The sequence below is a fragment of the Neobacillus sp. OS1-2 genome, from assembly GCF_030915505.1.
Lineage (GTDB): Bacteria > Bacillota > Bacilli > Bacillales > Cytobacillaceae > Neobacillus.
In genome coordinates this window covers 970248-995695 of record NZ_CP133265.1, presented here as the reverse complement: position 1 = coordinate 995695, position 25448 = coordinate 970248, and the positions used below count along the sequence as shown (strand labels likewise).

Sequence of the window (25448 nt, the reverse complement as noted above, 5' to 3'; positions counted from 1 at the left end):
GGAGTTGTACCCCTTTTCGTTTATGAAGGAGGAAAACGACGATGGCAAAAAAAATGCCTGAGATCGGTGATTATAAATATGGTTTTGCCGATAAAGACGTTTCCATATTCCGATCAAAACGTGGTTTAACACGTGAGATTGTCGAAGAAATTTCTAAAATGAAAAAAGAACCACAGTGGATGCTGGATTTCCGCTTGAAATCACTTGAAATTTTTTACAGCAAACCGATGCCGCAATGGGGCGGGGATTTAAACTCATTAAACTTTGATGAAATAACCTATTATGTTAAGCCTTCTGAAAAGTCTGAGAAATCATGGGATCAAGTTCCGGATGAAATTAAAGCCACCTTTGATAAACTCGGGATTCCTGAAGCGGAGCAAAAGTATCTTTCCGGTGTGTCAGCTCAATATGAATCAGAGGTAGTATACCATAATATGAAAGAGGATCTGGAAGAATTAGGAATCGTCTTCAAGGATACAGATTCTGCATTACGCGAGAATGAAGATATTTTCCGTGAGCACTGGGCAAAGGTGATTCCGCCAACGGATAATAAATTCGCAGCATTAAACTCTGCGGTTTGGTCCGGCGGCTCGTTCATTTATGTGCCACCAGGTATTAAGGTGGATACACCGTTACAAGCCTATTTCCGGATTAACTCTGAGAATATGGGACAATTTGAAAGAACATTGATCATCGTGGATGAAGGGGCAAGTGTACACTATGTAGAGGGCTGTACAGCACCCGTTTATACAACAAACTCCCTTCACAGCGCCGTTGTTGAAATTATCGTTAAAAAAGGCGGTTACTGCCGTTATACAACGATTCAAAACTGGGCAAACAATGTTTATAACCTTGTAACGAAGCGGACTGTCTGCGAAGCAAATGCGACAATGGAATGGGTCGACGGGAATATCGGTTCCAAGTTAACCATGAAATATCCGGCGGTTATTCTGAAGGGTGAAGGTGCCCGCGGCATGACATTATCGATTGCGATTGCAGGCAAAGGCCAAGTCCAAGACACGGGTTCTAAGATGATTCACTTAGCTCCAAATACATCTTCGACCATTGTTTCTAAGTCTATTTCCAAGCATGGCGGACAAACAAACTATCGCGGATTGGTCCATTTTGGACGCAAAGCCGATGGTGCCCGTTCTAACATCGAGTGTGATACGTTGATTATGGATAATCTATCTACATCAGATACCATTCCATACAACGAAGTATTAAATAACAATATTTCTCTTGAGCATGAAGCGAAGGTTTCGAAAGTTTCCGAAGAGCAGCTCTTCTACTTGATGAGCCGCGGCATCTCTGAGCAGGAAGCAACTGAGATGATTGTTATGGGCTTCATCGAGCCATTTACAAAAGAATTACCAATGGAATACGCCGTTGAGATGAATCGTCTTATCAAGTTTGAGATGGAAGGTTCCATCGGTTAATATTTATTGAAAAATTTACCCGCTTGCTGCGTTGGCAGGCGGGTTTTTGCGTCTGGTTGCGGGTTACTGTCGGATAGCATTCGTTTACTAGCGTATAAGGGTAATTTACTGCTATTATTAATAAATAGAGGTGAGTTTCTTGATCTATATCGGTGTAACAGGCTGGGGCGACCATGATAGCTTATATCCGAATCAAACTCCGCCACGTGATAAGCTAAAGGTATATGCAGGTCATTTTCCAATTGTTGAAGTAGATACGGCCTTTTACGCGATTCCGCCAACAAGAAATGCTGAAAAATGGGTCACTGAAACCCCAGAGAGCTTCCAGTTTATCGTAAAAGCCTACCAAGGAATGACGGGTCATCAACGTGGCGAAATTCCTTTTGAAACGAAACAAGCAATGTTCGCAGCCTATAAAGATTCACTGGAACCATACATACAACACAATAAATTAGCCATGGTCTTATTTCAATTTCCGCCGTGGTTTTCATGTAAACGTGAAAATGTTGATTATTTAAAATGGTGTAAACGTCAAATGGACGACATTCCCTGTGCGTTAGAGTTTCGGCACCAATCATGGTTTACACCGTTATATCGCCAACAAACGCTTGAGTTTATGAAAACAGAAAAATGGCTTCACAGCATTTGTGATGAGCCCCAATCCGGCGAAGGATCGATTCCAATGGTACTTGAGGGGATTGACCCCCACGATGTACTTATCAGATTTCACGGCCGTAACGTCCATGGCTGGCAAAAGCGGACTGCTGAAAACTGGCGTGAAGTTCGCTACCTTTATCGCTATAAGCAGCAAGAGCTGGCAGAATGGGTGGATCATATACAAAGATTGGCCTTGGAGACCGAAAACGTCTATCTCCTGTTTAACAACAACTCCGGCGGCGATGCAGCGGACAACGCTAAAGAAATGATGAATCTTTTACAAATAGAATACGAAGGACTCGCACCAAGGCAGTTAGATTTATTTTAAGAAGACAGACAGTAGAAGGTGAGAATATATGGAATGGATTATATTAGTTTTAGTCGGGCTGCTTGCGAGCTCATTAGGGTCGTTGATCGGCATGGGGGGAGGCATCATTGTTGTTCCTGCCTTGCTATACTTAGCAACATTATCAACATTTAGCCACCTCACACCACAGGTCGTTGTGGGGACCTCCCTATTTACGATGATTTTTACCGGGCTATCTTCGACGTTAGCCTATATGAAACACAAAACAGTGGATTATAAAAGTGGTTTGATCTTTCTGATCGGCAGTGGACCGGGTAGCATCCTTGGTGCCTGGGTAACGGAAAAATTAGATTTACACTCGTTCAATATTTACTTTGGTGTCTTTATTCTTTTTGTTTCCATTGTTATGGTGGTCAAAGACAAATTAAGGCCGCTTCCGTACAGAAAAGATAAGGGTATTGTTCGCAGCTTTACTGACAATAGCGGCAAGACCTTCGAATATGGTTTTAGTCCAATCACTGCCATCATCATTTCCTTCATTGTTGGATTTTTATCAGGAATTTTTGGGATCGGCGGCGGCTCGCTAATGGTACCCACAATGATTTTACTGTTTTTCTTTCCACCGCATGTGGCAACGGCGACATCCATGTTTATGATTTTACCGACGGCCATCCTTAGCTCGATCACCCATATTACTTTGGGAAATGTGAATTGGCTTTATGCGCTGGCATTAATACCTGGCGCTTGGATTGGTGCAAAGGTAGGCGTATTATTAAATTCAAAACTAAAGAGCAAAACGATTGTCCTGATTATCAGAATCATCCTTGTTGTGGTCGCTGTCCGGTTGATTTATCAAGGGATTACAGGGTAAGGGTGAAAAATGGAAACAATCCATCTTTATCATACAAATGATCTCCATAGTCACTTAGAACATTGGCCGCGAATACAACAATTTTTAAACCAAAAGAATGCCCTTCACCTACAACAAGAAGAGGATGTTTTTCTGTTTGATATCGGTGATTTTCTTGATCGCTGGCATCCGTTAACAGAGGCAACAAAAGGACAGGGAAACATTACCCTATTAAATGATGCCCATTATACGGCGGTTACGATTGGAAACAATGAGGGGGTTAACCTCCCATATGAAGATTTAGACCAGCTATACGATGATGCTGCTTTTGATGTACTGGTTGCTAACCTGTATAAAAAAGATGGTCTCTATCCGGAGTGGGTAAAACCATATAGGATTTATCAGACAAAAAAGGGAACGCGAATCGGTGTAATTGGACTCACGGCCCCGTTTCCCCAACTATACGAATTGCTTGGCTGGAAGTTGACAGAACCGCTACCAGAGCTGAAAAAATGGCTCACACCATTAAAAGAGGAAGCAGATTTCATCATCTTACTGTCCCATCTTGGTAAAAATGAGGATGCCCGGATTGCGATGGAGTTTCCGGAAATCGATGTGATTTTAGGTGCCCATACGCACCACTTTTTCGAAAAAGGAATGCAAGTGGGTGATACCCTGCTTGGTGCTGCGGGAAAGTATGGTTACTATGTTGGTGAGGTCCTGATCACTCTGAATGACCAAAAAACGGTTACGAATAAGGAAGCTATTCTATATGACTTTATTGACCTCCCCATGATAAAAAACGAACAGGAACAAATCCTTTCTTTTATAAACAAAGGGAAAGAAATGTTAAACAAACCGGTTGCAACACTTCGTGAGCCATTGGTTCATGACTCTTTTCGTGAAACAAATTTTTCAAAATTGCTTTCCCAGACACTGAGGGAGTGGTGCAATGCCGATTGTGCCATGATCAATGCTGGGCTCTTGCTTGGAACATTAGCTGGTGAGGTCACTAACTATGATTTACTAGAGGTTTGTCCACATCCGATTAATCCGTGTGTGGTGGAATTGACGGGGCTGGAATTACAAACCGTACTTTTCCAAACAAGAGACGAGACATTACCACATAAACAAATTAAAGGCCTTGGTTTTAGAGGAACCGTTTTAGGCGTGTTTGTTTATGATGGCATTCGTTTCGAAAAGAATACCGTTTTTGTGAATGGCAGTGAAATTGTGTATGGGAAAACCTATACGTTAGCCCTGCCGGATATGTTTACCTTTGGTCATTTTTTCAAAGAAGTATTACCTCACAAGCAGAAGCACTATTTTCTGCCGGAATTTTTACGGGATTTAATAAAATGGAAGCTTCAGCCGCCTTCAAGCCCATACGCTTAGTCCTTTGTTATCATACTTTGATAGTGAGGAAAGGAGTGTGGGACCTTTGATTGAACTTTCACCAATTGAAATTGACGGCCATACTTTTTTGGCTGTTACCGTGTTACTTCCTAAAACCACCCTTTTAACGGTATCAAATGATAAAGGATATATTATGTGCGGTGCTTTAGATGTTAGCCTATTAAATGAAAAATTAAAGGATCGCAAAATCATTGCTGGCCGTGCCGTCGGAGTCAGAACGATAGAACAACTCCTAAATGCCCCATTAGAATCAGTCACGTTAGAGGCAGAGGAATTAGGGATTCATCAAGGCATGATTGGTAAAGATGCCTTGTTGAAAATGGTGTAAAAGCTTGCTTACGAAAGCAAGCTTTTTTAGCTAGTTGGGCTAGTTCCCCTTTTACAAGCATACATATAGCTTGAAGGGGGGGATTTAGTTGGCAAAGTTTAGAGGGCGGCGGTTTTTCAAACGGGGACCTTTGCCATTCCGCTATGTGATGCTCCTGACATTGGTCTTTTTCCTTTTCTCCACAGCAACCGGTTTGGTGCTTGTAAACAAAGGATTAGAACCGACACTGATGAGATATGCTGAAACGGAAACACGGAATATCGCTTCTCTTGTTATTAATAGAGCCATTACCAAACGGACAACCAATGTAGGAGATAATAATGAGGTTATAAAAATAACGGAAAGCAGTGATGGAAAAAAACAAAACGCCGAATTGAATACAGATTTAATCAATCGGGTATTGGCAGAAACCACTGCCCAAATTCAAAGGAATTTGAAAACAGCAAAGAAGGGGGATATAGCATTATTAGAATCAGATGTAGAGATTGAAACAGAAAATACCGGAAAAGAAGATGGGATTGTTTGGTATGTGCCATTAGGCCAGGCCACCAATATTTCATTACTAGGGAATATTGGGCCAAAAATTCCGGTGAAATTCCATGCGATTGGTGAAGTCGAGCCGGATGTCCATATTGTACCTAAAGAAATGGGCATTAATAGTGTCTGGATTCAAGTCTCTGTTGAAATCGAAGTGTCTGTTCAAATTATCACTCCATTTGCAACAAAAATTACCAAGTTAAAACAAAGTATTCCGGTTGGTGGCCGATTAGTGGAAGGGGAAGTTCCACAATTCTATAACAGTGGTGGCGGGATCACACCATCCATACAACTTCCAGAAAAGAAATCAGAAACAAAAAAATCAGAGAATTAAAAGGACTATCCTTCATGGACAGTCCTATTTCCGTTTCATATTCATCCGCTCAAGCCGCTTCCATTTAGCTAAATGTGGATAAGGATCGAATGACCATTCGCTGATCCCATTGTCCTTATACATTCCGTAATGTAGATGTGGAGGGAATTTACCGGATGTTCCTGGAGGGCCATATCCAGAGCTGCCAACACCGCCAATGACCAATCCCGGCTCAACCACTTGGCCAACCTTTAAATCCTTGGCAAACCCGCTCAAATGTGCAAAGTAATGATACGTATTATTAATGTCACGGATCCCAATTCTCCAGCCGCCAAACTTATTCCAGCCTTTCATTTCAATAATCCCATAGCTGGTGGCACGTACGGGTACCCCGTAGCCTGCAAAGATATCGGTCCCTTCATGGATTCTTCTACCGCCCCAGCCGCGGGCATCGCCCCAGGTACTGCGATAGCTGTGATTGCTATAAAGCGGCACGGGAAAGACCTGTTTATCTAAATCAAGCCTGCCAAACTGGCGATAAATTTTAGCTTTTCCTGTGATAATACGTACTGATTTATCGCGATGATAGTAATTCCATAAACCGATTTTAATATTATCCTGGTCCACCCCGTATGAAAGAAGATAATGGGCGAACGCATATAAAACATCCTCATCATTTTTTAAACTCGCTTTTCCATCCCCATCCCCATCAACACCGATCCCATTAAAAAACTGAATGATGGCTGGATTTTCTTCAGAAGGATTAGGATTCGTTAAACCCGCCCATTGTTCTGGCCTAAAATAAATGGAAATGGTACTTTCCGGTTTTGGTAAATCGCGGCGAGCAAAACGGATACTTCTTTCATATTGATCGATAGCCGCTAAATAGTACCAAGGAATTTGGGTTACTGTTTCCACTTTTTTATATAGCTTCATTCTTTCCAGATAGGGATCGGGGGCTTCTTTAGCATGAGCATCCCTGACAGACAATGGTGAGGTAAGTAATATAAGGATAGTTCCTATAATGAGAACAGCTCGCACCAGGAATCCTCCTTCCAATTAATGTACAAGGTTAGTTTATGATGATTTAGCTTTTTCATTAGAGATAATAATTGGTAATCAAAAAAGTTACACGGAAGAGATTGGCGGAATTAATCGCAAGTTTGGCGGAATTCCCACAAATGTTGGCGGAATCCTAGTAAAAGCTTCAGCTCCAATTCAAAATGGTCTGTTGGCTTGTCGTTCCTATCGCAGTATGATAAAGTGACAACGTACATAATTGGATTTAAGGGGTGTAATTATGAGCAAAAATGAAGAAATTTTACGTAAGCCGGAGTGGCTGAAAATAAAGTTGAACACGAATGAGACGTATACGGGCTTAAAGAAAATGATGCGGGAGAAAAATCTTCATACGGTTTGTGAGGAGGCCCGCTGCCCAAATATTCACGAATGCTGGGCTGAAAGACGTACCGCAACCTTTATGATTCTTGGAGATACCTGCACGCGCGCTTGCCGCTTCTGTGCGGTAAAAACAGGACTGCCTACAGAACTTGATTGGCAAGAGCCAGAAAGAGTGGCTGACTCTGTTCAATTGATGAACCTAAAACATGTCGTCGTGACAGCAGTAGCTCGTGATGATTTAAAAGACGGCGGTGCTGCGGTGTTTGCCGAAACAGTACGTGCGATTCGCCGGAAAAATCCGTTTACTAGCATTGAGGTACTTCCTTCAGATATGGGCGGTAAAGAAGAAAATTTAAAAATGTTGATGGATGCAAAGCCAGATATCTTGAATCATAATATTGAAACGACAAGACGATTAACCCCAAGAGTCAGAGCACGTGCGAAATATGATCGTTCACTTGAGTTTCTCCGTCGTGCGAAGGAAATGGAGCCAAGCATTCCCACTAAATCAAGCTTAATGATCGGCCTTGGTGAAACAAAAGAAGAAATTTTGGAAGTAATGGATGATTTACGGGCTAACAATGTGGATATTATGACGATTGGTCAATACCTACAACCTTCAAGAAGTCATTTAAAGGTAGAAAAATACTATAGTCCTGATGAATTTGCAGAATTCCAGCAAATTGCGATGAGTAAAGGCTTTAGCCACTGTCAAGCAGGCCCGCTTGTTCGCTCATCTTATCATGCCGATGAACAAGTTAATGCTGCAGCAAAGCACAAGCAACTTCTTGGCGAAAAAGAAGCAAAAGAAGCGTAATAAAAAGAGTTCAACCCTGAATAATAAAAGGGTTGAACTCTTTCTTTTAGCGATTTGTCCGATTAGTGGTATGATCATCCGGTGTCAGACCATTTTCATCTTCACTCGGATTTACCCTCGTACCTTGTGGAGACTTTTTCATTTGCGTAATGAGCCCAGTGACTAAATTGCGGGCATTCTTACCGTTTGAATCGGTATTAGCCAGATTTTCGACATCACGCATCAATACTTTATTATCTGTGATATAAACGTGGTAATATCTAGGTACAACTGACATAGCGGTCTGTTTTACCTGGTCGGCTGTTAGGTTGCGATCCTTTGAATCGGTATCATAGGCAATTAACACTTCTTGGTCTGTGACAAGTGTTGCCACGTCATTGACATGGGGAATAGACGTACTGTACTTGCTTATAATGTTAGCGACTTGCTCTCGGTCCAATGCAGCATAATGATTGTTTGCCGTATTATCATTCATCACAGGACTCTTTTGATGGCGGACAAAGCCATAATTGTTGCTGACATTACGAATCCCCCGACTTGCACCTTCGTTGTAGAGCTCATGTCTTTTATTATTAACGTTAATGGTGTTGCCGCTTTCTTCATAAATATCTTGGTTTGCATTATCCTTTGAACATCCGGTTAGTGCGGTGATTGCACACAATCCGGCGATTAAAATCAGTTTTTTCAATTTCAACACCTCCTTTTATTAGAATGGCCAAAGGAAGGATTTTTTTTCTTAGTAATTGATGGGGAATCGGTTATAATGGATATTAGGTAATTGCTGGGTTAAATGAGGTGAGTTAAGATGATTGTTATCAACAATACGGCATATGAAATTTTGCAGGAATATCGAAATGGATATAACGAAGAAGCCTTTAAAGCCAGGTATAGTGATATTTTAACGAGGTATGATTATATTATTGGTGATTGGGGCTATGGGCAGCTGCGCCTAAAGGGTTTTTTCGACGATCAAAACCAAAAAGCTACATTTGATACAAAAATTAGCACACTAAATGAGTACCTATATGAATACTGCAATTTTGGCTGTGCGTATTTTGTACTAAAAAAGGTAAAAAAATAAGAAGGATCAGGTTTCCTGATCCTTCTTTTCTACGCCTCTGAATATGGTTCCTGTATATCTGTATCCGGATCATCATGAGGCGGATGCGAACCCTCCATTTGCCGTGGCTTATCCTGGTGCAGTGATTTAAACTCCCAATTATAGGCGCTGTATCTTCGCTGGCCTTCTTCCCAAGGTGTACTCTTATTTTGCACTGGTTCATCTTTCCTGATGGGTGAACCGAACGGGCCTTCAGGAAATTCTTGTGCTGTAAGGTAATTATGTTGTTTTTCCACATTCGATAATTCCGTATAGTTTTCAGAGTCTTTAGTTCCCATGCTTTCACTCCTTTAGCCTTTAGTATTGCAAGCAGGGGTGAAAATCATGTGTGGATTAGATGATTTCAGTTAAGAACGATCGTAGTTCCTCAGCATCTTCCTCGTTTAATTGAAAGGCAAATTCTAAATAACCCTCTTCCTCAAGATCATCCGGTCCAATGATCGCAAAGCGATTGCCCTGCATATCTAGAACAAGACTCTTCCCGTAATGGCGGTTAGTTTGAACAATGGCTAAATCAAAGCGCTGGTTTTCACCAACAAAGCTGATAAATCTTGTTTTTGTATCCTCTGTATCATCGTATAAATAATAGCGTTCTGACATGAAATGGTCTCCTTTGTGGTTTGAACTGGTACAATCTTCTCTATAGTAACAAATTTAGAGGCATGTTTCACTGATTTCTGCTGGCGGAAAAATACGAACCATTTCAGGATTATGTTACAATAAAAAAGGAATGACTACATAGAGGGAAGTGGGCAGGATGTATTTTGTTGACAGGGAAAAAATTGAAGCGACATTGCACTATTTAGAAAAGCTAATTAATCTCTTTCACGGCCAAAAGAACTGGTCTACACCGCTAGAACTGGCAGCATTAGAGCGCTTATGCCAAATGATGCTTGAAGCAGTGCTGGATGTTGGAAATGCCATGATTGATGGTTTTATTATGCGGGACCCGGGTAGTTATGAAGATATTATTGACATTTTAATCGATGAGAAAGTAATCACAGCTGAAACAGGCGCCCATTTTAAAATTCTCATTCACTATCGAAAGATGCTTGTCCAGGATTACATTGAAATTGATCATCGCGACCTTCAGGAACAATTTTCAAAGTACCTGCCAGAATTAGCGGGTTTTTCAGCAAATGTCCGCGATTATCTCATAAATGAATTAGGGCCGGTTTCAGCGTTTAAAAATTGACCGGAGAGCGGTCTTTTTACTATGAGAAAGACTTTTAGGAGTGATATAGCTTGAAAAAATATAAAGGCTATTTAATTGATCTAGATGGAACGATGTATAAAGGAACAGAGCGGATTGAAGCGGCATCTGACTTTGTTAAAAAGCTACGGGATCAAGGAATCCCTTACTTATTTGTGACCAATAATTCATCAAGAACCCCGCTACAGGTGGTTGAAAAGCTTAAAGACTTTGATATTCCCGCAGAGGAAAAACTGGTTTTTACAACGAGCCAGGCAACAGCTAATTATATTTATGAACGGAAGAATGATGCTACTGTTTATGTAATTGGCGAAGAGGGGGTTCGAACAGCGATTGAAGAGAAGGGATTGCAATTTGCTGGCGTCGATGCTGACTATGTCGTGGTCGGGATTGACCGTGAAATTAGCTATGAAAAATTAGCGGTTGCATGCCTGGCTGTCCGCAATGGGGCGACGTTTATTTCCACAAATGGTGATATCGCTATTCCTACCGAAAGAGGACTCTTGCCTGGTAACGGATCACTGACATCGGTCATCACTGTTTCTACCCAAACAAAGCCGATTTTCATTGGTAAGCCGGAATCGATTATTATGGAACAGGCATTAAAGGTGTTAGGAACGGCTAAAGAGGACACGTTAATGGTCGGTGATTATTATGATACCGATATTCTAGCGGGAATGAATGCTGGTTTGGATACTTTATTGGTTCATACGGGTGTCACGACAAAAGAATTGCTGGCCGGTTACGACCGGATGCCGACGTATTCGATTGATTCATTAGATGAGTGGGAAATATGACAAAGGGATGGGTTCTTCGCCCATCCCTTTTACTATTTTTCTTTTTCAGCCCTAGCTGCCCTATGTGCAAGTCTGCTTGAAGCGGCAGCGGCAATCGCCCCAACAATATCATCTAAAAAGGTATGGCATTCCCCTGTTGATTTATCATTTAAATGCGCTAAAATCCCCGGCTTTAGTTTATCGATGTATCCATAATTGGTGAATCCAATGGAACCATATACATTCACAATCGAAAAGGCCAAGATTTCGTCGACTCCGTAGAGACTTTCATCTGTTCCGATGATGGATTGCAAAGGCTCTTCCAGCAACCCTTTTTCAGCGAGCATATCAAGCTGGATCCCTGTTAGGATGGCATTTTGAACCTCACGTTTCGAAAGGACACGTTCCACGTTCGCGATGCAATCTTCCATTTTTAAATTCTTGTGATATTTTTCCTGTAAAAAGAAGACTAAATCGGCCATATCCTGGATTTCAACGCCACGTTCCTTTAGCCATCTGCGTGCGGTTTCTTCGGATAGGTCCACTTTTTTGTCGTCTGCCATTTCGATAATCCCCTTTTCTTTGGATTTCCACTATATATATACTCTATGCAATATTAAAGGGAAAAATCCTATTTAAACTAGGCGTACTCTTTGAAAAACAACAAGTTTTTTGAAATCGATACATATACATGACAATAGAGAAGGTCTGAAAAAAGGTGGGACTATAGATGCTTCAAAAAATGCTTGAAAACCAATATGGGATCACAGTAGAAGAGTATGTAAAATTAGATGCTTATGACGCACTGAGAGGCAATGGCTGGCTGTATTTAATTTCAAGCCCGACAGGTAAGGAAGAGGCTGATATTACCGAGCTTGAAAAAATTGCGGAGCATTTACGAAATTATGGTGACCAACATGTTCCGATCTTTTTGCCGTCAAAGGAAGGACAGCTAATTACAACCTGGGAACAAAATAAGTACTGCGTATTAGCTAACCGGCAGATGGAAGAGCAAAGGAAAATGAAATTGGGACGGAAGCTGGCTAAATTCCATGAGCGGGGCCGAAGGGTTCCTTTCCAAATAGAACGTTCAAGCAGGATTGGGGAATGGAAGGCTTTATGGGAAAGGCGCCTGGAGCAAATGGAGGGAGTTTGGAATGGCCTCCTCTTTCAAACACCTGAAGATGAGTTTGAACGGATGTTTATTGACTCTTTTCCCTATTACCTTGGACTAACAGAAAATGCGATTCAATATTTAGTTGACACGGAGATTGATGATGAACCGTTAGAAACGGATAGCGGGACCGTTTGTCATGAACGTTTTACCCATAAAACATGGGGGCCCCATAATCAATACACGATTAAAAATCCGTTTGACTGGGTTTTTGACCATCGAAGCCGTGATTTGGCTGAGTGGACAAGGGAGAGGTATTTTCGCAATATCCAAACGTACGATGTAGAATTAAGGCAGTTTTTCGAGGAGTACCAAAGCATCTCACCATTATCGTCCTTTTCATGGCGGTTACTCTATTCACGACTTGTTTTTCCACTGCATTATTTTGATTGCGTTGAGAGCTATTATATCACCCGTTCTGAACAGGAAAAAAAGGTGTTGGAGGAAAGGTTAAGTAAGATTTTACGGCAATCAAGTGAATATGAGCGGTTCTTGGCCGGATTCTTTCAACTCTCGGGTGCGCCGGTTAAACAGTTGAATTTGCCACAGCTGGAGTGGCTTTTTGGTTAAATAAATAAAGCGATTGCCTTTTGTGGCAATCGCTTTGAATTACATTCATTAGAATACTTGTTCTACTTCCACAACACCAGGGACTTCTTCTAAAAGAGCCCTTTCAATGCCGGCTTTTAATGTGATTGTAGAGCTTGGGCAGGTACCACAGGCACCAAGCAAGCGGAGCTTAACAATACCATCCTCTACATCTACTAATTCGCAATCCCCGCCATCGCGAAGAAGAAATGGACGTAATTTATCTAATACTTCTTGAACTTGCCCAAACATTTCTTGTTCTTCCATGTTAATCGACTCCTTTCCTACTTACATTATAATGTCATCCGTGGCAAAAATCCATTCTCAGAAATTAGGAAAATACACATTTACATACATTTCCCTAGTATTTATAGTAAAATGAAAGAAAAACGACAGGAATGATTTTTATGAATAGCAATGAAGTGGAAATTGTTCTTTATGGGGCACAAACTCTATGCCCAAGCTGTGTGAATTTACCTTCTTCCAAAGAAACATTTGAATGGCTGGAAGCAGCGATTGCTAGAAAATTCCCAGAACAACCGTTTAAGATGACGTATGTGGATATTCAACAGCCAACAGGTGAGAGTGAAAAAGTATCTTTCGCCCAAAGAGTAATCGATGAGGACATGTTTTACCCTGTCGTCGTCATTAAAGATAAAATCGTCGGCGAAGGCAACCCGCGGTTAAAAACCATTTTTGCTGAACTTGAGAAGTATGGGTATAGAGCAATGTAAAAAGAAGAGGCATTCTTGACGGAATGCTTCTTCTTTTTATTATCCATTATGAAACTTATACATCCACAAGATCCCTGATTTTAACATCCGGGCGACACGTCCTGTGATAGCACGATCTGCCATCATCCCAAAGCCTTGTTTTTTCCCGAGAGAGCCAAGAACACCTTTTAATTTAATTGGAGGGAAGCTTTCAGGTACTGGTTCCCCGTTCCAGCGTTTCTTCAATACCTCAGAGATTTGTTCTGCTTGTCCTTCCGCTAGTTGCGCACTAGGGGCATGTGGGGAGCTGGCACAGTCACCAACGATAAAAATATGTTCATCACTAGGGAGATGATGGTGCTTGGTTACGATCAGCCTACCTGACCGATCTTTTTCACCATCCATGTCACGGGCAATTTTATTGGCCTGAATGCCTGCTGTCCAAACAATGACATCACAATCAATAGGTTCATCATGATTATAGATTCGATTTTCTTCCACCTTGGTAATATTGGAATTATTAATAATCTCAACATTGTTACGAACAAACCAATTTTCAACATATTTACTTAACCGCTCCGGAAAGGCCGAAAGAATATGCTTCCCACGGTCAAATAACTTGATATTCAGGTCTTCACGGCTTTCACTTAATTCACTCGCTAATTCAACCCCGCTTAAGCCGGCACCAACAATTCCCACAACAGAGCCAGGGCCAAGATTATTTAGCACAGAGTATGTGCGACGGGCTTTTTCAATACTTTGAATACTGTAGGTGAATTGTTCTGCACCCGGTACCCCATGATACTTATCCTCACAACCAAGACCGATGATTAGGTCATCATAGGCAAGTGGTTCGGCATCCGCCATGTTTATTTTTCGACCAATTGTATCGATCCCGGTAACTTCACCGTACTTTACCACCAAACGGGGATGTTCGGGAAAAGCAACACGTACTTCCTTATCAGAAATCGTGCCAGCAGCTAATGCGTAATACTCTGTTTTTAAGCAATGGTAGGGGACGCGGTCGACTAAGTAAATCGTTACGTCCTCAGGTAAATGGTTGGGAAGAAGTTCGCTTAATATCTTCATCCCGCCATATCCGCCACCAAGGATGACAAGGTTTTTCATTTTTTTATTCCCCTTCGTTTAACCGGTTTTCATAAGTATAGATAGATAATTTTTCTGTTTTAATAACCACAATAGAGTATATCTAAATTGTGTCAAAATAACAACATCTTTCATGCTTTTCTTGACACTTATGCCATGATTATGATAATTGACGGAGCCTGTTAAATGGAGTAGGATAATGAGTGGTGGAGAGGTGATTACATGTTTAAACCGATCATTGAATTTTGTATAAGCAACTTGGCAAACGGTGCTCAAAGGGCACTTGAAAAACTACAAAAAGATCCTAACTTGGATATTATTGAATATGGATGCCTTGGGTACTGCGGGAAATGTGCCGTCACACTATTTGCTCTTGTTAACGGTGAAGTCGTAACCGGAAACACACCAGATGAACTGGTCGATAACATTTACCAATACCTTGAAGAAAATCCAATGTTTTAATAAAGGCGGAAGCGCCTAGGCGCTGCAGCTAGACGAAAAAGGGAGCATACCGCTCTCTTTTTATATATAGGTAGCATATGTTAAAAAGAGGAATCTAAACATTTGAGTACCCGGTACCAAGTGTATATACTATAATAAAGGCCTTGGAAAACGATATGGTGTCCCAGACAACATCAATTATGGAAACACCTTTTCCAAAAGGGGGAGTTTTGATGAGTAACGAAGTGGTAATCGTAACGGAAGCGGCATCACTACATGTAAAAGAAATGATGAAGCATAATGAAGAAGAAGGTGCCTTTTTACGCGTGAGTGTAAAGGGCGGCGGATGCAGCGGTTTGTCTTATGGCATGGGTTTTGAACACGAGGTAAACGAGGATGATCTTCAGTTTGAACAGCATGGCATCCATGTGATCGTTGATAAAGAAAGTGCCGCAATTCTTCAAGGTACAAAAATTGATTATAAAGAGTCCATGATGGGCGGCGGATTCACTATTGATAATCCAAATGCCATTGCATCATGTGGCTGCGGTTCATCGTTCCGGACTGCAACAGCAACCGGTACACCAGAGGAATGCTAATCCAAAAATAAAGGCGCCCTTATGGACGCTTTTTCTTTTACTTATTAAACATGGAAGAACTGTGTAATGGTTGTACTTTTGCTTTTGGATCGATAAAGGATTTTGCGTTGTTTACTGCAGTCGGTGCTTCACCAAATCCACAGGCAATTAATTTTACTTTCCCATCATAGGTACAAATATCGCCAGCCGCATATATACCCGGTGTATTCGTTTCCATTTTTGAATTCACGACAATAGAATTCTTTTCGATTTCAAGACCCCATTCTTTAATCGGACCAAGGGAGGAAACAAATCCGTAGTTACAGATGACAGCGTCGACATCAATCGCTACCTTTTCTTCACCTTTTACCGTTTCGAGCACAACTTGCTTAATTCCGTTTTCATCCCCAATTAATTCTGCGGGAACATATGGAGTCTTCACATCCACCTTGGAGTTATATAAATTTTCTACGCTATGTTCATGAGCGCGGAATTTATCACGCCGGTGAACAATTGTCACCTTTTCGGCAATTGGCTCAAGCATTAATGCCCAGTCAACCGCAGAATCGCCGCCACCAAACACAACTACTTTTTGGCCAGCAAATTGGTTTAAGTCTTCAATAAAATAATAAAGATTTTTCTTTTCATATTGTACCGCACTATCAAGCTCTAGTCGGCGCGGTTGGAAGGCACCGTTTCCGGCAGTGATGATAATCGACTTGGAATAGTGAACTTCACTATTCGTTGTTAATTTAAACGTTCCATCTTCTAGCTTTTCCAATTTTTCAACCGATTGCTCGAGTGCAACAGTTGGCTCGAATTTAGCCATTTGTTCTTTTAAATTATTTATCAATTCTTGTGCGCGGATTTTTGGAAAACCGGCTACATCATAAATGTACTTTTCAGGATAAAGCGCTGACAATTGACCGCCAAGCTGTGGCAAGCTTTCAATGATTTTAACGGAAGCTTGTCTCATTCCCCCGTAAAAGGCAGTAAACAGACCGGTAGGACCGCCGCCGATGATTGTAATATCATAAATTTTTTGATTTTCCTGCACTCCGAATCCCCCCAACTAGTAGTAATAACTATCCACTATAATATCACAATTTAAAAAAACGTCCCATCATTATATCAAATATTCTGACTGGGAAAAAAGTATCTGCATTTTTAAATGTGAATTTCCAATAATCTTTGTTAAATAATTTCTATAAATCGCTTGAAAATAGAGTGAAAGTAGCATAAGATGTATTGTGGATATATTGTTAAGATTTTGTGACAAAAGTAGTACATTTTTATGAATGGCTGGGAATTCTAATCCTTCAATTGCTCATTATTTTACAAACTCTGTCATTCCTTGTGTACTCAGATTCAGTTCTTTTTCTTTATCTATATTCGTGAATTTTATCACATACATTTTTCCGCAAATCAAAATAAAAATGGTTCGAGCAGTGGAAGATAAGAAAAAGAGGATTTATTCAAATATATTATAAAGGTGGAAGTGATCACGTTGAGAAAGCCAAAAATAGTTATTCTCGGTGCAGGTTACGGCGGACTACTAACGACAGTTCGTTTGCAAAAATTAATCGGTGTAAATGAAGCGGATATTGTATTAGTGAATAAGAATGATTACCATTACGAAACTACATGGTTACATGAGGCTTCTGCAGGTACATTGCATCACGATAAGGTTCGTTACGATATTAGTAATGTGATTGACCGCAGCAAGGTAGATTTTGTTCAAGATACAGTGGTTGAAATTAATAAAGACGAACAGAAAGTGATCTTGGAAAAAGGGGAAGTCAATTATGACTACCTTGTTATCGCTCTTGGCGGTGAACCAGAAACATTCGGCATTAAAGGGCTTAAAGAATATGCATTTGGTATTACCAGTGTCAATTCTTCCCGTCAATTGCGCGAGCATATTGAATACCAATTTGCCACATATAATATGGAAGCAGATAAGAACGAGAATCGTCTGTCTATCGTTGTCGGCGGTGCAGGCTTTACCGGAATTGAATTCCTTGGCGAATTAACCAACCGTATTCCTGAATTATGCCATGAGTATGATGTGGATTTTAATAAAGTTAAAATCACTTGTGTGGAAGCTGCTCCAACTGTGTTACCTGGCTTCGATCCTGAATTAGTAAACTACGCGGTTTCAACGCTTGAGCGTAAAGGCGTGGAATTTTTGATTGGTACTGCTATTAAGGAAGCCTCTCCTGGTGCGATTCTTGTAGGAAAAGGCGACGAAGAGCCGTATGAAATTAAGGCTGAGACAGTTGTTTGGGCTGCTGGTGTCCGTGGAAATGCGATTATTGAAAAATCCGGTTTTGAAGCAATGCGTGGCCGTGTAAAAGTTAATCCTGATCTTCGTGCTCCAGGATTTGATAATGTCTTCATCATCGGCGACAGTTCATTGGTCATTAATGAAGAAATCAATCGCCCATATCCGCCAACAGCACAAATTGCCATGCAGCAAGGTGAGATTGTAGCTCGTAACATTGGTGCTCTAATTCGAAACAAGACTGAGCTTGAATCCTTCACCTTTAATAATAAAGGAACAGTTTGCTCACTTGGTGAAGATGACGCCATCGGTGTTGTCTTTGGTAAAAAACTGACTGGTGCAAAAGCATCATTCATGAAAAAAGTAGTTGATAATCGTGCCCTTTATATGATTGGCGGCGCTGGTTTGGTCATGAAAAAAGGGAAATTTAACGTTTTTTAAGCTTAAAAGGTCCCCAAAAAGAGACAGGAGCTTCCTGTCTCTTTTTATTTCGGATAATATTTCCATAATCTTTTGAAAATTTGAGTAACAATTCGGAAATGAAAGAAAATTGATGATGTATCCGCTTACCTTTCGAAATTTGAAAGAATTTAGAGCTTTTCTTTTTCTAGAATTCTTGATATATTATCAGAAAATTAAGTTAATTATTCGAAGGGGATGTTGGAATGACAGTGAAGAGTGTGGATACAAAAAATTGTGATTATTGTGCTGGAAACGGCTATTTTCAATTGGTACTTGGGGGTTCAGAAACGTGCGCATGCTGTGGTGGAACAGGGAAGAAAAAGGAATAGAAGGTTTTTAACCATGCTTCTCCGGATTGATTTAGGAGGGGCTATTTTTTTTTCTCAAAAAAGCATCTTTTATTGACTCCCTTTTCGACATTCAGTACACTAAATGTTGATGTATAAAGGGGGAATCTCGGGTGCAAATGAGCATCGTTGTTTTAATCATATCAATTGTGCTATTTTTTGTCTTATTTTTCGGTATTGGATTTATCCTAAATATGCTCCTTAGAATGTCATGGGTGATGGCGGTCGTATACCCGATTGTAGCCATTTTTATCGTAGATAAAGTCAGCTTTAGCGAGTATTTTACCAATAGCGGTGCAGCCTTTCAAGACCTTGGAAAAAGGTTCAGTTCGTTAGCAACTGCCGATATTCTCATTTTAATTAGCGGACTAGCTGGCGCAATTGCTGCCGGGCTCACGATAAAATTATTACGGAAAAATGGATATCAAATGTTTTAAGACTTTTACCATTAGGTAGGAGTCTTTTTTGTATCCAGCTACAGAGCTCTTTCACTTTTTTTCCTCCTCTTTTTGTATAATTCCTTTCACAATGGGAATGAATATTTTGGAGGAGTGAAAAAATTCAATGAGTAAAACGAAAAATTGGATAAAGCGCTTTGCCATGACATGCCTTTTCTTTATGGCATTAGGAGCGACCTTCCAATCTATTTCCGGCGTAAAGGCTAAAACACTGATCGCTCAATTTGCGTCGGCCATCTCGTCAAGTAAAGAGGTTTCCGGAACAACGCCGCCATCGTTAGAGGATGCTTTTGATTGGTCAAAATACCCTAAACATATAGTTACTGCCACAGGATATACAGCCGGTTATGAATCAACTGGAAAAAGACAAAATCATCCTGAATACGGAATTACTTACTCGGGTGTAAAAGTAAAACGTGATTTGTTTTCTACTATAGCAGCAGATTTAACTGTATTTCCGATTGGAACGATCCTCTTTATTCCAGGCTATGGATACGGAGTTGTGGCAGATAAGGGAGGTGCCATAAAGGGCAACGAATTAGACCTCTATTATGAAACGGTCGAAGATGTTTACAAACACTGGGGTAAAAAACAGGTCGAAGTCTATGTCGTTCAAAACGGGAATGGAAAGATTACTGAGGATCAATTGCAGGCCTTAAACGAAGATAAAACATTGCAGGTATTCCGCCAACAATATATTAGTTCGGAAAAAAGATAAAAGCAGGCAGCAGCCTGTTTTTTTACATTATAATAATAGTAAACGTTACAATGGGGGGATTCTAATTGCTGAATAGCTACCCAATGGAGTACTATGAATTTTTTGTCTCGTTCAATGAAGGAGACTATTACACATGCCATGACTTACTCGAAGAAATGTGGATGACGGAGAAGGACAATTTATTTTTAAAAGGATTATTGCAAATGAGTGTGGCCATTTACCATTATGAATACGGGAATGTGAAGGGGGCTCGCGTTATGATGCAAACAGCATATGACTATTTGCAGGCCTACCGTCCCAAATTCTGGGGACTGGATTTAGAAAAGGTTTATCCTTTTATTGAAGCAAGCCTAGCGACTTTTCCGAAAAACATCGACCGTATCCCCTTTGAGCAAGTTGGAAATTTGCCGAAGCTGCCTCATTTAGTGCTGTACATGGAAGATGATTAGAAGGTCGAAATATTTTATTTCTTTCGATATAATATAGAAGAAAATAATGAAGGTGGTGTAAATATGTTTCATGTAAAAAAAGAATGGGATCTGTCAGCGCAAGATGAGGGCTTGATCATCGGTTTAGTTGATAAACCTGAAAAATTCTCAGGATCCCTGGCAGCACTTGATGCCAGGTTTGACGGGCAATTGACCGCGTTAGTGAAATCAGGTGATATCTCTGCTAAGGCAAAAAGTATTAGTAAAGTACATAGCTTAGGAAAAGTAGGAGCGAAACGAATTTGGTTTGTAGGGCTTGGCAAGGAAAAGGAATTATCCTTTGACAAACTAAAAGAGGCGCTTGGTAAGATTTTTAAGGAAGTGAAGGCAAGTAAACTGGAAGAAATAGCTGTTTATTTAGACTCCTTCACTGCACCGGAATTAGATGGCCTAGATGCAGCACATGCATTGGGTGAAGCATTTGCCCTTTCAACCTACCAATTTGATGGCTATCGACAGAAATCGAATGAGCCGGAAAAGAGAATGGAGCAAGTGACCGTTTACAGTGAGGCAATGGATGTAGAGGATGTTCAAATATCGCTGTCGGTTGGCTACGCATTCGGTAAGGGGACGAATTCAGCCCGGACACTAGTAAATATTCCTGGTAACTTACTTACAGCAACGGATATGGCTACTTATGCTTCTGAGCTGGCTGCAAAGTATGACTTTGAAGTGGAAATTCTCGATAAAGCGGATATTGAAAAGCTGGGCATGGGGGCATTGCTTGCTGTCAACCAGGGTTCTTTAGAACCACCAAAGATGATCGTCCTAAAATATCAAGGAAAAGAAGAATGGACGGATGTTATCGGTTTAGTCGGCAAGGGTATTACCTTTGATACGGGCGGCTATTCCATTAAAACCAAAACGGGGATTGTCGGCATGAAGACGGATATGGGCGGTGCTGCCGCTGTTCTGGGTGCTATGGAAATTATCGGGGAAATCAGACCGGAGCAAAACGTTGTCGCTGTCATCCCGTCAACAGACAATATGATTAGCGGTGGTGCCTTCAAGCCGGATGATGTGATTACATCAATGAGCGGGAAAACAATTGAAGTATTAAATACAGATGCAGAAGGCCGTCTTGTACTGGCTGACGCCGTTACTTATGCATTGCACCATGGGGCTAATTATTTGGTCGATGTAGCGACTTTAACCGGCGGAGTGATCACCGCACTTGGATTGCATACGACGGGTGCCATGACAAATCATGAATCACTATATGAACAAGTTCTTGAAGCTGCCGTAGAGGCTGGTGAGCAAATGTGGCTCTTACCATTGTTTGAGACGGAGAAAGAGCGTGTGAGAAACAGTAAAGTCGCAGACTTGAATAATTCCCCGGGCAGTGAAGGGCATGCTCTTGTAGCCGGTGCCTTCATTGGCGAGTTTGCTGAAGGTACGCCATGGGTACATTTAGATATTGCTGGAACAGCCACTACTTCTAAGGCCTATGATCTAGGCCCAGCGGGTGCAACAGGAGTGATGACAAGGACACTGGCATTGTTTGTGGAAAGATTCGAACCAATTGAAAAGAATTAATGAAAAAGCCTTCAAATTCCTTTGGAGGCTTTTTAACGTGGTGAATGGCCCCATTCTAGCCCTACCCATAAAGCCCACTCCAAACCCCTGTTTCTCGCATATGAAATAGTGTAGGCAAGTATCGTAGATAAAAGGAGGTAGTGTGGTATGTATCCATATCAAAGCCCGTATCTGTATCGAAATCAATACCCGGTCCAAGATCAACGGTTTATTGGGTTTCTTGGCTGGCCATTAGCGATAGGTGGGCTTGGCTTTTTAGGCGGTCTAATCGGCGGCGGATTGGCAGGCGGATTTGTGGCAAGCCGCCCGTTTTATGGCTATCCGCCAATGGGCTATCCCCCAATGGGATACCCTCCGATGGGCTATCCGCCAATGGGTTATCCGGGATATTATTAACAACGAGGTAAAAAACAGCTCTTGCGGCTGTTTTTTTACTTATTTAAAGGAAATTTTCCAAAAGTAGAGAATAAGTTTTAGAGAAAACTACATAGAGGAGAGAGATGAAAAATGGTCAAAAATACATTATTAGAAGCACTGGGGATTGAGATTACCTATTTAGAAAAAGGGAAAGTGATTGCCACTATGCCCGTGGATGAAAGAACGAAACAGCCTATGGGATTACTGCATGGCGGTGCGTCTGTAGCATTAGCTGAAACGGTTGCAAGTGTTGGGGCCTATGAATTGGTAGACAAGGAAACGCAAGCTGTGGCAGGATTAGAAATTAATGCAAATCATGTTCGTTCAGCGACAGAAGGGATTGTCACGGCAGTGGGTACGATCCTGTATCAAGGAAAATCAACAATGGTTTGGGATATTAAGATTCACGATGAACAAGACCGACTCATTTGTGTGTCCAGATGTACAATGGCAGTTATGAAGCTAAGGAAATAAAGCGGGAAGGGGATGGATTAATTTTCCATGCCCCTTTCTTCAATAAATTGTACAAAAATTTAAAAAATTTTCACAAAGTTCGTGATATAATGGTAGATAAATAAAAAAATAGAAAAAAAGCACAGTTTTTTGTACAGGTTTCTTTATATAATGATAGTAGGATAAAAAAGAAAAGGTGGTGAAAAGATGAGAGCAAGACGGCAATATTTATTTATTGATTTTGAGTTTACAATGCCGGAACGAAATGTGCGAATGAAAGACTTTTTTGCAGAAATCATTGAGGTTGGAATTGTGGCTGTTGTTGATGATCAAATAACGGAGCAATTCTCATCCTATGTGACCCCTTTAAAATTTCCGAACTTATCAGAGCGCTGTAAATCCTTCCTACATATTTCACAGCAGCAGGTGGATAACGGGGTGTCTATTTTTGAACTGATCAAAAAATTGGCGGAGTTCAATAAGGATCATGTAGAAACCACAATTGTTACTTGGGGAAATATGGATATGAAGGTCCTGCGGCACAATTGTTTAATGGCAGGGGTTGATTTTCCTTTTCATGGTGCTGAAATGGATTTATCTATGGAATATAAACGGTTCTTTGGGGATCAGAATCAAACAGGTCTATGGAAAGCTGTCCAGGAATACGGCAAGGAAGGGACAGGCCGGCATCACCGCGCACTTGATGACGCTATGACTACCTACAATATATTCAAACTTGTCGAAAAGGATAAACGCTATTTAGAAAAACCAAAACCCACAACAATTGGCGATCGTGTCGATTTTTCGAAGCTATTAAATGAATTCGCATAAAAGGCCAAATCATTCAAACTGATTTGGCCTAACGTTTGTTAAATTTTATAATCCTTCTCCAATGTTTCCATTGCTTTCAAACTCATTTCAGCCCATTCCGAACCTGCTGCAGAAAGCTCCGTTTTCATTTTTGCAACGGCCTCTTTTAGCGATTCCATATATTCAGGAACTTCATTCTCAAACGGTTTGACCATTTGTTTTGGAATATTGGCCTGTTCCCTAAAACTGAGCGCGCGTCTTTCATGAAAAATAAGCACATCTGCGTCCTTTGGACTATGCAGATCCCCTTGCATCGGATGCTTCATGACAGCTAACACCCTGACTAAATAATGTTGGGGACGAATCTCGGTTATTTCACCGATGTACTTCCCTGTTTTATAAATCCCGGTTACAACTTCACCCACCTGTAATTCCACTAACTAAACAACTCCTGCCTATAATTTTTTCTTCTATACTTTCATTTTAATAGAAAAAGGTCTAAATTAAAAACAAAGTGCAAAAAAATGAAATTTCGGTTAAAGTGTAAAAATGGAGGAATGATATATGGGTAAGAATTTGAAAATGCTGGTTACGTTATTATCGATTATTCTGGTATTGGCTGCATGTGGGACAACCTCAAAGAATGAGGATACACAATCGAAATCGAAAACTACTGCACCAAAAACGGAACAGAAGAAGGAAGGAGAACAACAAGTGACAAATGCTGTTTATCCTCAGCTATCAACAGAGGTTTCAGAAAATGAAAAACTAGTAGAAATGGAAACATCGATGGGGAAGATTAAAATCAAATTATTCCCTGAATATGCGCCAAAAACCGTTGAAAACTTTGTGAAGCACAGTGAAGAAGGCTATTATGACGGTTTAATTTTTCATCGCGTTATAAAAGACTTCATGATTCAAGGCGGCGATCCGAACGGCAACGGAACCGGTGGAGAGAGTATTTGGGGAAAGCCATTTGAGGATGAATTCTCGAAGAATTTGTATAATCTTCGTGGTGCCTTGTCAATGGCAAATTCGGGTGAAAATACAAACGGCAGCCAGTTTTTTATCGTTCAAAGTTCATCACTCGACCCTGCGATGAAGAAGGAAATGGAAAAGGCCGGCTACCCGACAGAAATTATCGACACCTATGATCAAAATGGGGGGACACCATGGCTTGATCATCGCCATACCGTATTTGGTCAGGTTGTTGAGGGGATGGATATTGTCGATAAAATTGCGGCCACTCCTGCAGATGCAAAAGACAAGCCGGAAACAGATGTAATCATTAAAAAGATCCATGTATTAAAGTAAGCGATCTGATCGAATGGAATCATTGGTGTGAAATGTTTTTTGTTGCTATAATACATAGAGCAGTTCCTTTAAAAGAAAGGGAGAAGAAAAATGTTTCAACCATCCGTTCTAGCGTTATTTTTATACTTTCCAGAGGATAAATCAGAATATATACCCGCTGTCATCAGCCTAACAATCTTTATGATTGCCGCTTTTTTTACGATGCGCTTTATTATGAGAATTTCTAAACGTGAAGCTGAAAAGACAAAAGCGTTAGAGGAACAAATAAAAAATAATCAATCAACACAAAGGGACAGCTAAAGCAGTTCCTTTTTTTTATAAAAGGAACTGGTGGAATTTGAATAGGTCATGATCCGTTTGCCCATACTAACGGCAAATTGCCTTTA

General features: G+C 40.8%; 34 protein-coding genes. 25 read left to right on the top strand and 9 right to left on the bottom strand.

The genetic code is table 11. The features are described 5' to 3' along the window. The first annotated feature begins 41 nt into the window (after positions 1-41). From sufB to yunB, 6 genes are all read left to right on the top strand, one after another. Entirely contained in the window at positions 42-1439 is a 1398-nt protein-coding gene (sufB, locus tag RCG19_RS05190; protein ID WP_308109932.1) for a Fe-S cluster assembly protein SufB, read from the top strand. Between the two features lie 139 nt (positions 1440-1578). Continuing rightward, entirely contained in the window at positions 1579-2424 is an 846-nt protein-coding gene (locus RCG19_RS05185; RefSeq protein WP_308109931.1) for a DUF72 domain-containing protein, read from the top strand. A gap of 28 nt (positions 2425-2452) precedes the next feature. Further along, positions 2453-3274 carry a sulfite exporter TauE/SafE family protein gene (locus tag RCG19_RS05180; RefSeq protein WP_308109930.1) on the top strand — a complete coding sequence of 274 codons (822 nt, stop codon included), beginning with the start codon at positions 2453-2455 and terminating at the stop codon, positions 3272-3274. A 9-nt stretch (positions 3275-3283) separates the two neighbouring features. Beyond that, positions 3284-4648, top strand: coding sequence for a bifunctional metallophosphatase/5'-nucleotidase (locus tag RCG19_RS05175; RefSeq protein WP_308109929.1), 1365 nt, complete (start codon positions 3284-3286; stop codon positions 4646-4648). A 46-nt stretch (positions 4649-4694) separates the two neighbouring features. Continuing rightward, entirely contained in the window at positions 4695-4997 is a 303-nt protein-coding gene (locus tag RCG19_RS05170) for a YunC family protein (protein ID WP_308109928.1), read from the top strand. An 88-nt stretch (positions 4998-5085) separates the two neighbouring features. Next, a complete protein-coding gene (gene yunB, locus RCG19_RS05165) occupies positions 5086-5868 on the top strand; it encodes a sporulation protein YunB (protein ID WP_308109927.1) in 783 nt (260 codons plus the stop codon). Positions 5869-5892: 24 nt separating this feature from the next. Here the strand turns inward: yunB and RCG19_RS05160 are convergent, their stop codons facing one another. Further along, positions 5893-6855 carry a M23 family metallopeptidase gene (locus RCG19_RS05160; protein WP_374049608.1) on the bottom strand — a complete coding sequence of 321 codons (963 nt, stop codon included), beginning with the start codon at positions 6853-6855 and terminating at the stop codon, positions 5893-5895. Positions 6856-7147: 292 nt separating this feature from the next. Between RCG19_RS05160 and lipA the strand changes: the two genes are divergently transcribed. Next, positions 7148-8065, top strand: coding sequence for a lipoyl synthase (gene lipA / locus RCG19_RS05155; RefSeq protein ID WP_166239443.1), 918 nt, complete (start codon positions 7148-7150; stop codon positions 8063-8065). A gap of 46 nt (positions 8066-8111) precedes the next feature. Here lipA and RCG19_RS05150 read toward each other — a convergent pair whose 3' ends face one another. Beyond that, the gene (locus tag RCG19_RS05150) at positions 8112-8753 is read right to left on the bottom strand and encodes a YhcN/YlaJ family sporulation lipoprotein (RefSeq protein WP_166239441.1); all 642 of its coding nucleotides are present in this window, start codon (positions 8751-8753) and stop codon (positions 8112-8114) included. Between the two features lie 117 nt (positions 8754-8870). Here RCG19_RS05150 and RCG19_RS05145 point away from each other — a divergent pair, with 117 nt between their 5' ends. Then, positions 8871-9146, top strand: coding sequence for a YutD family protein (locus RCG19_RS05145; protein WP_166239439.1), 276 nt, complete (start codon positions 8871-8873; stop codon positions 9144-9146). Between the two features lie 29 nt (positions 9147-9175). On the opposite strand, the gene RCG19_RS05140 is transcribed toward RCG19_RS05145, so the two are convergent. Together RCG19_RS05140 and RCG19_RS05135 are read right to left on the bottom strand one after the other, a co-directional pair. Next, positions 9176-9463 carry a cytosolic protein gene (locus tag RCG19_RS05140; RefSeq protein WP_308109925.1) on the bottom strand — a complete coding sequence of 96 codons (288 nt, stop codon included), beginning with the start codon at positions 9461-9463 and terminating at the stop codon, positions 9176-9178. 55 nt (positions 9464-9518) lie between these two features. Next, positions 9519-9785, bottom strand: coding sequence for a DUF3055 domain-containing protein (locus RCG19_RS05135; RefSeq protein WP_166239435.1), 267 nt, complete (start codon positions 9783-9785; stop codon positions 9519-9521). A 157-nt stretch (positions 9786-9942) separates the two neighbouring features. Here RCG19_RS05135 and RCG19_RS05130 point away from each other — a divergent pair, with 157 nt between their 5' ends. Together RCG19_RS05130 and RCG19_RS05125 are read left to right on the top strand one after the other, a co-directional pair. Then, positions 9943-10380 (top strand): DUF86 domain-containing protein, encoded by a 438-nt coding sequence (locus tag RCG19_RS05130; protein ID WP_308109924.1) that lies wholly within the window; start codon positions 9943-9945, stop codon positions 10378-10380. Between the two features lie 50 nt (positions 10381-10430). Further along, positions 10431-11195: a TIGR01457 family HAD-type hydrolase gene (locus tag RCG19_RS05125; RefSeq protein ID WP_308109923.1), complete on the top strand. Its 765-nt coding sequence runs from the start codon at positions 10431-10433 to the stop codon at positions 11193-11195. A gap of 32 nt (positions 11196-11227) precedes the next feature. On the opposite strand, the gene RCG19_RS05120 is transcribed toward RCG19_RS05125, so the two are convergent. Further along, on the bottom strand, positions 11228-11737 hold the full coding sequence (locus RCG19_RS05120; protein WP_166239429.1) for a phosphatidylglycerophosphatase A family protein: 510 nt from the start codon (positions 11735-11737) through the stop codon (positions 11228-11230). A 167-nt stretch (positions 11738-11904) separates the two neighbouring features. Here RCG19_RS05120 and yutH point away from each other — a divergent pair, with 167 nt between their 5' ends. Further along, positions 11905-12918 carry a spore coat putative kinase YutH gene (gene yutH / locus RCG19_RS05115; RefSeq protein ID WP_166239427.1) on the top strand — a complete coding sequence of 338 codons (1014 nt, stop codon included), beginning with the start codon at positions 11905-11907 and terminating at the stop codon, positions 12916-12918. Between the two features lie 48 nt (positions 12919-12966). Here yutH and RCG19_RS05110 read toward each other — a convergent pair whose 3' ends face one another. Then, a complete protein-coding gene (locus RCG19_RS05110; protein ID WP_166239425.1) occupies positions 12967-13203 on the bottom strand; it encodes a NifU family protein in 237 nt (78 codons plus the stop codon). Positions 13204-13343: 140 nt separating this feature from the next. Between RCG19_RS05110 and RCG19_RS05105 the strand changes: the two genes are divergently transcribed. Continuing rightward, positions 13344-13670: a YuzD family protein gene (locus tag RCG19_RS05105; protein WP_308109922.1), complete on the top strand. Its 327-nt coding sequence runs from the start codon at positions 13344-13346 to the stop codon at positions 13668-13670. Between the two features lie 39 nt (positions 13671-13709). Here the strand turns inward: RCG19_RS05105 and RCG19_RS05100 are convergent, their stop codons facing one another. Then, the gene (locus tag RCG19_RS05100; protein ID WP_308109921.1) at positions 13710-14777 is read right to left on the bottom strand and encodes an NAD(P)/FAD-dependent oxidoreductase; all 1068 of its coding nucleotides are present in this window, start codon (positions 14775-14777) and stop codon (positions 13710-13712) included. A 201-nt stretch (positions 14778-14978) separates the two neighbouring features. Between RCG19_RS05100 and RCG19_RS05095 the strand changes: the two genes are divergently transcribed. Both RCG19_RS05095 and RCG19_RS05090 read left to right on the top strand, forming a co-directional pair. After that, complete coding sequence (locus RCG19_RS05095) at positions 14979-15218, top strand: YuzB family protein (RefSeq protein ID WP_166239419.1); 240 nt, start codon at positions 14979-14981, stop codon at positions 15216-15218. A 212-nt stretch (positions 15219-15430) separates the two neighbouring features. Continuing rightward, a complete protein-coding gene (locus RCG19_RS05090) occupies positions 15431-15796 on the top strand; it encodes a HesB/IscA family protein (protein WP_166239417.1) in 366 nt (121 codons plus the stop codon). 37 nt (positions 15797-15833) lie between these two features. Here the strand turns inward: RCG19_RS05090 and RCG19_RS05085 are convergent, their stop codons facing one another. Then, positions 15834-16832 (bottom strand): NAD(P)/FAD-dependent oxidoreductase, encoded by a 999-nt coding sequence (locus RCG19_RS05085; protein WP_308109920.1) that lies wholly within the window; start codon positions 16830-16832, stop codon positions 15834-15836. 450 nt (positions 16833-17282) lie between these two features. Here RCG19_RS05085 and RCG19_RS05080 point away from each other — a divergent pair, with 450 nt between their 5' ends. The 9 genes from RCG19_RS05080 to kapD all read left to right on the top strand — a co-directional run bounded on the left by RCG19_RS05080 (position 17283) and on the right by kapD (position 23769). Then, complete coding sequence (locus tag RCG19_RS05080) at positions 17283-18500, top strand: NAD(P)/FAD-dependent oxidoreductase (protein ID WP_308109919.1); 1218 nt, start codon at positions 17283-17285, stop codon at positions 18498-18500. Positions 18501-18724: 224 nt separating this feature from the next. Further along, positions 18725-18850, top strand: coding sequence for a YuiA family protein (locus RCG19_RS05075; RefSeq protein ID WP_308109917.1), 126 nt, complete (start codon positions 18725-18727; stop codon positions 18848-18850). A 131-nt stretch (positions 18851-18981) separates the two neighbouring features. After that, positions 18982-19305: a YuiB family protein gene (locus RCG19_RS05070; RefSeq protein ID WP_166239409.1), complete on the top strand. Its 324-nt coding sequence runs from the start codon at positions 18982-18984 to the stop codon at positions 19303-19305. A 127-nt stretch (positions 19306-19432) separates the two neighbouring features. Continuing rightward, positions 19433-20044, top strand: coding sequence for a 3D domain-containing protein (locus RCG19_RS05065; RefSeq protein WP_308109916.1), 612 nt, complete (start codon positions 19433-19435; stop codon positions 20042-20044). 68 nt (positions 20045-20112) lie between these two features. Beyond that, the gene (locus RCG19_RS05060; protein WP_308110931.1) at positions 20113-20493 is read left to right on the top strand and encodes a DUF309 domain-containing protein; all 381 of its coding nucleotides are present in this window, start codon (positions 20113-20115) and stop codon (positions 20491-20493) included. Positions 20494-20556: 63 nt separating this feature from the next. After that, the gene (locus RCG19_RS05055) at positions 20557-22068 is read left to right on the top strand and encodes a leucyl aminopeptidase (RefSeq protein WP_308109915.1); all 1512 of its coding nucleotides are present in this window, start codon (positions 20557-20559) and stop codon (positions 22066-22068) included. Positions 22069-22215: 147 nt separating this feature from the next. Further along, on the top strand, positions 22216-22464 hold the full coding sequence (locus RCG19_RS05050) for a hypothetical protein (RefSeq protein WP_308109914.1): 249 nt from the start codon (positions 22216-22218) through the stop codon (positions 22462-22464). A 111-nt stretch (positions 22465-22575) separates the two neighbouring features. Further along, on the top strand, positions 22576-22959 hold the full coding sequence (locus tag RCG19_RS05045; RefSeq protein WP_308109913.1) for a hotdog fold thioesterase: 384 nt from the start codon (positions 22576-22578) through the stop codon (positions 22957-22959). Positions 22960-23145: 186 nt separating this feature from the next. Beyond that, a complete protein-coding gene (gene kapD / locus RCG19_RS05040) occupies positions 23146-23769 on the top strand; it encodes a 3'-5' exonuclease KapD (RefSeq protein ID WP_166239399.1) in 624 nt (207 codons plus the stop codon). Between the two features lie 38 nt (positions 23770-23807). Here kapD and RCG19_RS05035 read toward each other — a convergent pair whose 3' ends face one another. Beyond that, a complete protein-coding gene (locus RCG19_RS05035; protein WP_166239397.1) occupies positions 23808-24185 on the bottom strand; it encodes a kinase-associated lipoprotein KapB in 378 nt (125 codons plus the stop codon). A 127-nt stretch (positions 24186-24312) separates the two neighbouring features. Between RCG19_RS05035 and RCG19_RS05030 the strand changes: the two genes are divergently transcribed. After that, a complete protein-coding gene (locus RCG19_RS05030; protein WP_308109912.1) occupies positions 24313-25062 on the top strand; it encodes a peptidylprolyl isomerase in 750 nt (249 codons plus the stop codon). 90 nt (positions 25063-25152) lie between these two features. Beyond that, positions 25153-25362, top strand: coding sequence for a hypothetical protein (locus RCG19_RS05025; RefSeq protein ID WP_166239393.1), 210 nt, complete (start codon positions 25153-25155; stop codon positions 25360-25362). Positions 25363-25448 lie beyond the last annotated feature (86 nt).

Bases quoted from the DNA above. Each gene is read 5' to 3' on its own strand.
- RCG19_RS05045 (WP_308109913.1), top strand. From the start codon at position 22,576: ATGGTCAAAAATACATTATTAGAAGCACTGGGGATTGAGATTACCTAT.
- RCG19_RS05075 (WP_308109917.1), top strand. From the start codon at position 18,725: ATGACAGTGAAGAGTGTGGATACAAAAAATTGTGATTATTGTGCTGGA.
- RCG19_RS05095 (WP_166239419.1), top strand. From the start codon at position 14,979: ATGTTTAAACCGATCATTGAATTTTGTATAAGCAACTTGGCAAACGGT.
- kapD (WP_166239399.1), top strand. From the start codon at position 23,146: ATGAGAGCAAGACGGCAATATTTATTTATTGATTTTGAGTTTACAATG.
- RCG19_RS05145 (WP_166239439.1), top strand. From the start codon at position 8,871: ATGATTGTTATCAACAATACGGCATATGAAATTTTGCAGGAATATCGA.
- RCG19_RS05065 (WP_308109916.1), top strand. From the start codon at position 19,433: ATGAGTAAAACGAAAAATTGGATAAAGCGCTTTGCCATGACATGCCTT.
- RCG19_RS05105 (WP_308109922.1), top strand. From the start codon at position 13,344: ATGAATAGCAATGAAGTGGAAATTGTTCTTTATGGGGCACAAACTCTA.
- RCG19_RS05055 (WP_308109915.1), top strand. From the start codon at position 20,557: ATGTTTCATGTAAAAAAAGAATGGGATCTGTCAGCGCAAGATGAGGGC.
- RCG19_RS05110 (WP_166239425.1), bottom strand. From the start codon at position 13,203: ATGGAAGAACAAGAAATGTTTGGGCAAGTTCAAGAAGTATTAGATAAA.
- RCG19_RS05175 (WP_308109929.1), top strand. From the start codon at position 3,284: ATGGAAACAATCCATCTTTATCATACAAATGATCTCCATAGTCACTTA.
- yutH (WP_166239427.1), top strand. From the start codon at position 11,905: ATGCTTCAAAAAATGCTTGAAAACCAATATGGGATCACAGTAGAAGAG.
- RCG19_RS05090 (WP_166239417.1), top strand. From the start codon at position 15,431: ATGAGTAACGAAGTGGTAATCGTAACGGAAGCGGCATCACTACATGTA.
- RCG19_RS05050 (WP_308109914.1), top strand. From the start codon at position 22,216: ATGTATCCATATCAAAGCCCGTATCTGTATCGAAATCAATACCCGGTC.
- RCG19_RS05100 (WP_308109921.1), bottom strand. From the start codon at position 14,777: ATGAAAAACCTTGTCATCCTTGGTGGCGGATATGGCGGGATGAAGATA.
- RCG19_RS05140 (WP_308109925.1), bottom strand. From the start codon at position 9,463: ATGGGAACTAAAGACTCTGAAAACTATACGGAATTATCGAATGTGGAA.
- RCG19_RS05120 (WP_166239429.1), bottom strand. From the start codon at position 11,737: ATGGCAGACGACAAAAAAGTGGACCTATCCGAAGAAACCGCACGCAGA.
- RCG19_RS05030 (WP_308109912.1), top strand. From the start codon at position 24,313: ATGGGTAAGAATTTGAAAATGCTGGTTACGTTATTATCGATTATTCTG.
- RCG19_RS05025 (WP_166239393.1), top strand. From the start codon at position 25,153: ATGTTTCAACCATCCGTTCTAGCGTTATTTTTATACTTTCCAGAGGAT.
- RCG19_RS05180 (WP_308109930.1), top strand. From the start codon at position 2,453: ATGGAATGGATTATATTAGTTTTAGTCGGGCTGCTTGCGAGCTCATTA.
- sufB (WP_308109932.1), top strand. From the start codon at position 42: ATGGCAAAAAAAATGCCTGAGATCGGTGATTATAAATATGGTTTTGCC.
- RCG19_RS05130 (WP_308109924.1), top strand. From the start codon at position 9,943: ATGTATTTTGTTGACAGGGAAAAAATTGAAGCGACATTGCACTATTTA.
- RCG19_RS05135 (WP_166239435.1), bottom strand. From the start codon at position 9,785: ATGTCAGAACGCTATTATTTATACGATGATACAGAGGATACAAAAACA.
- lipA (WP_166239443.1), top strand. From the start codon at position 7,148: ATGAGCAAAAATGAAGAAATTTTACGTAAGCCGGAGTGGCTGAAAATA.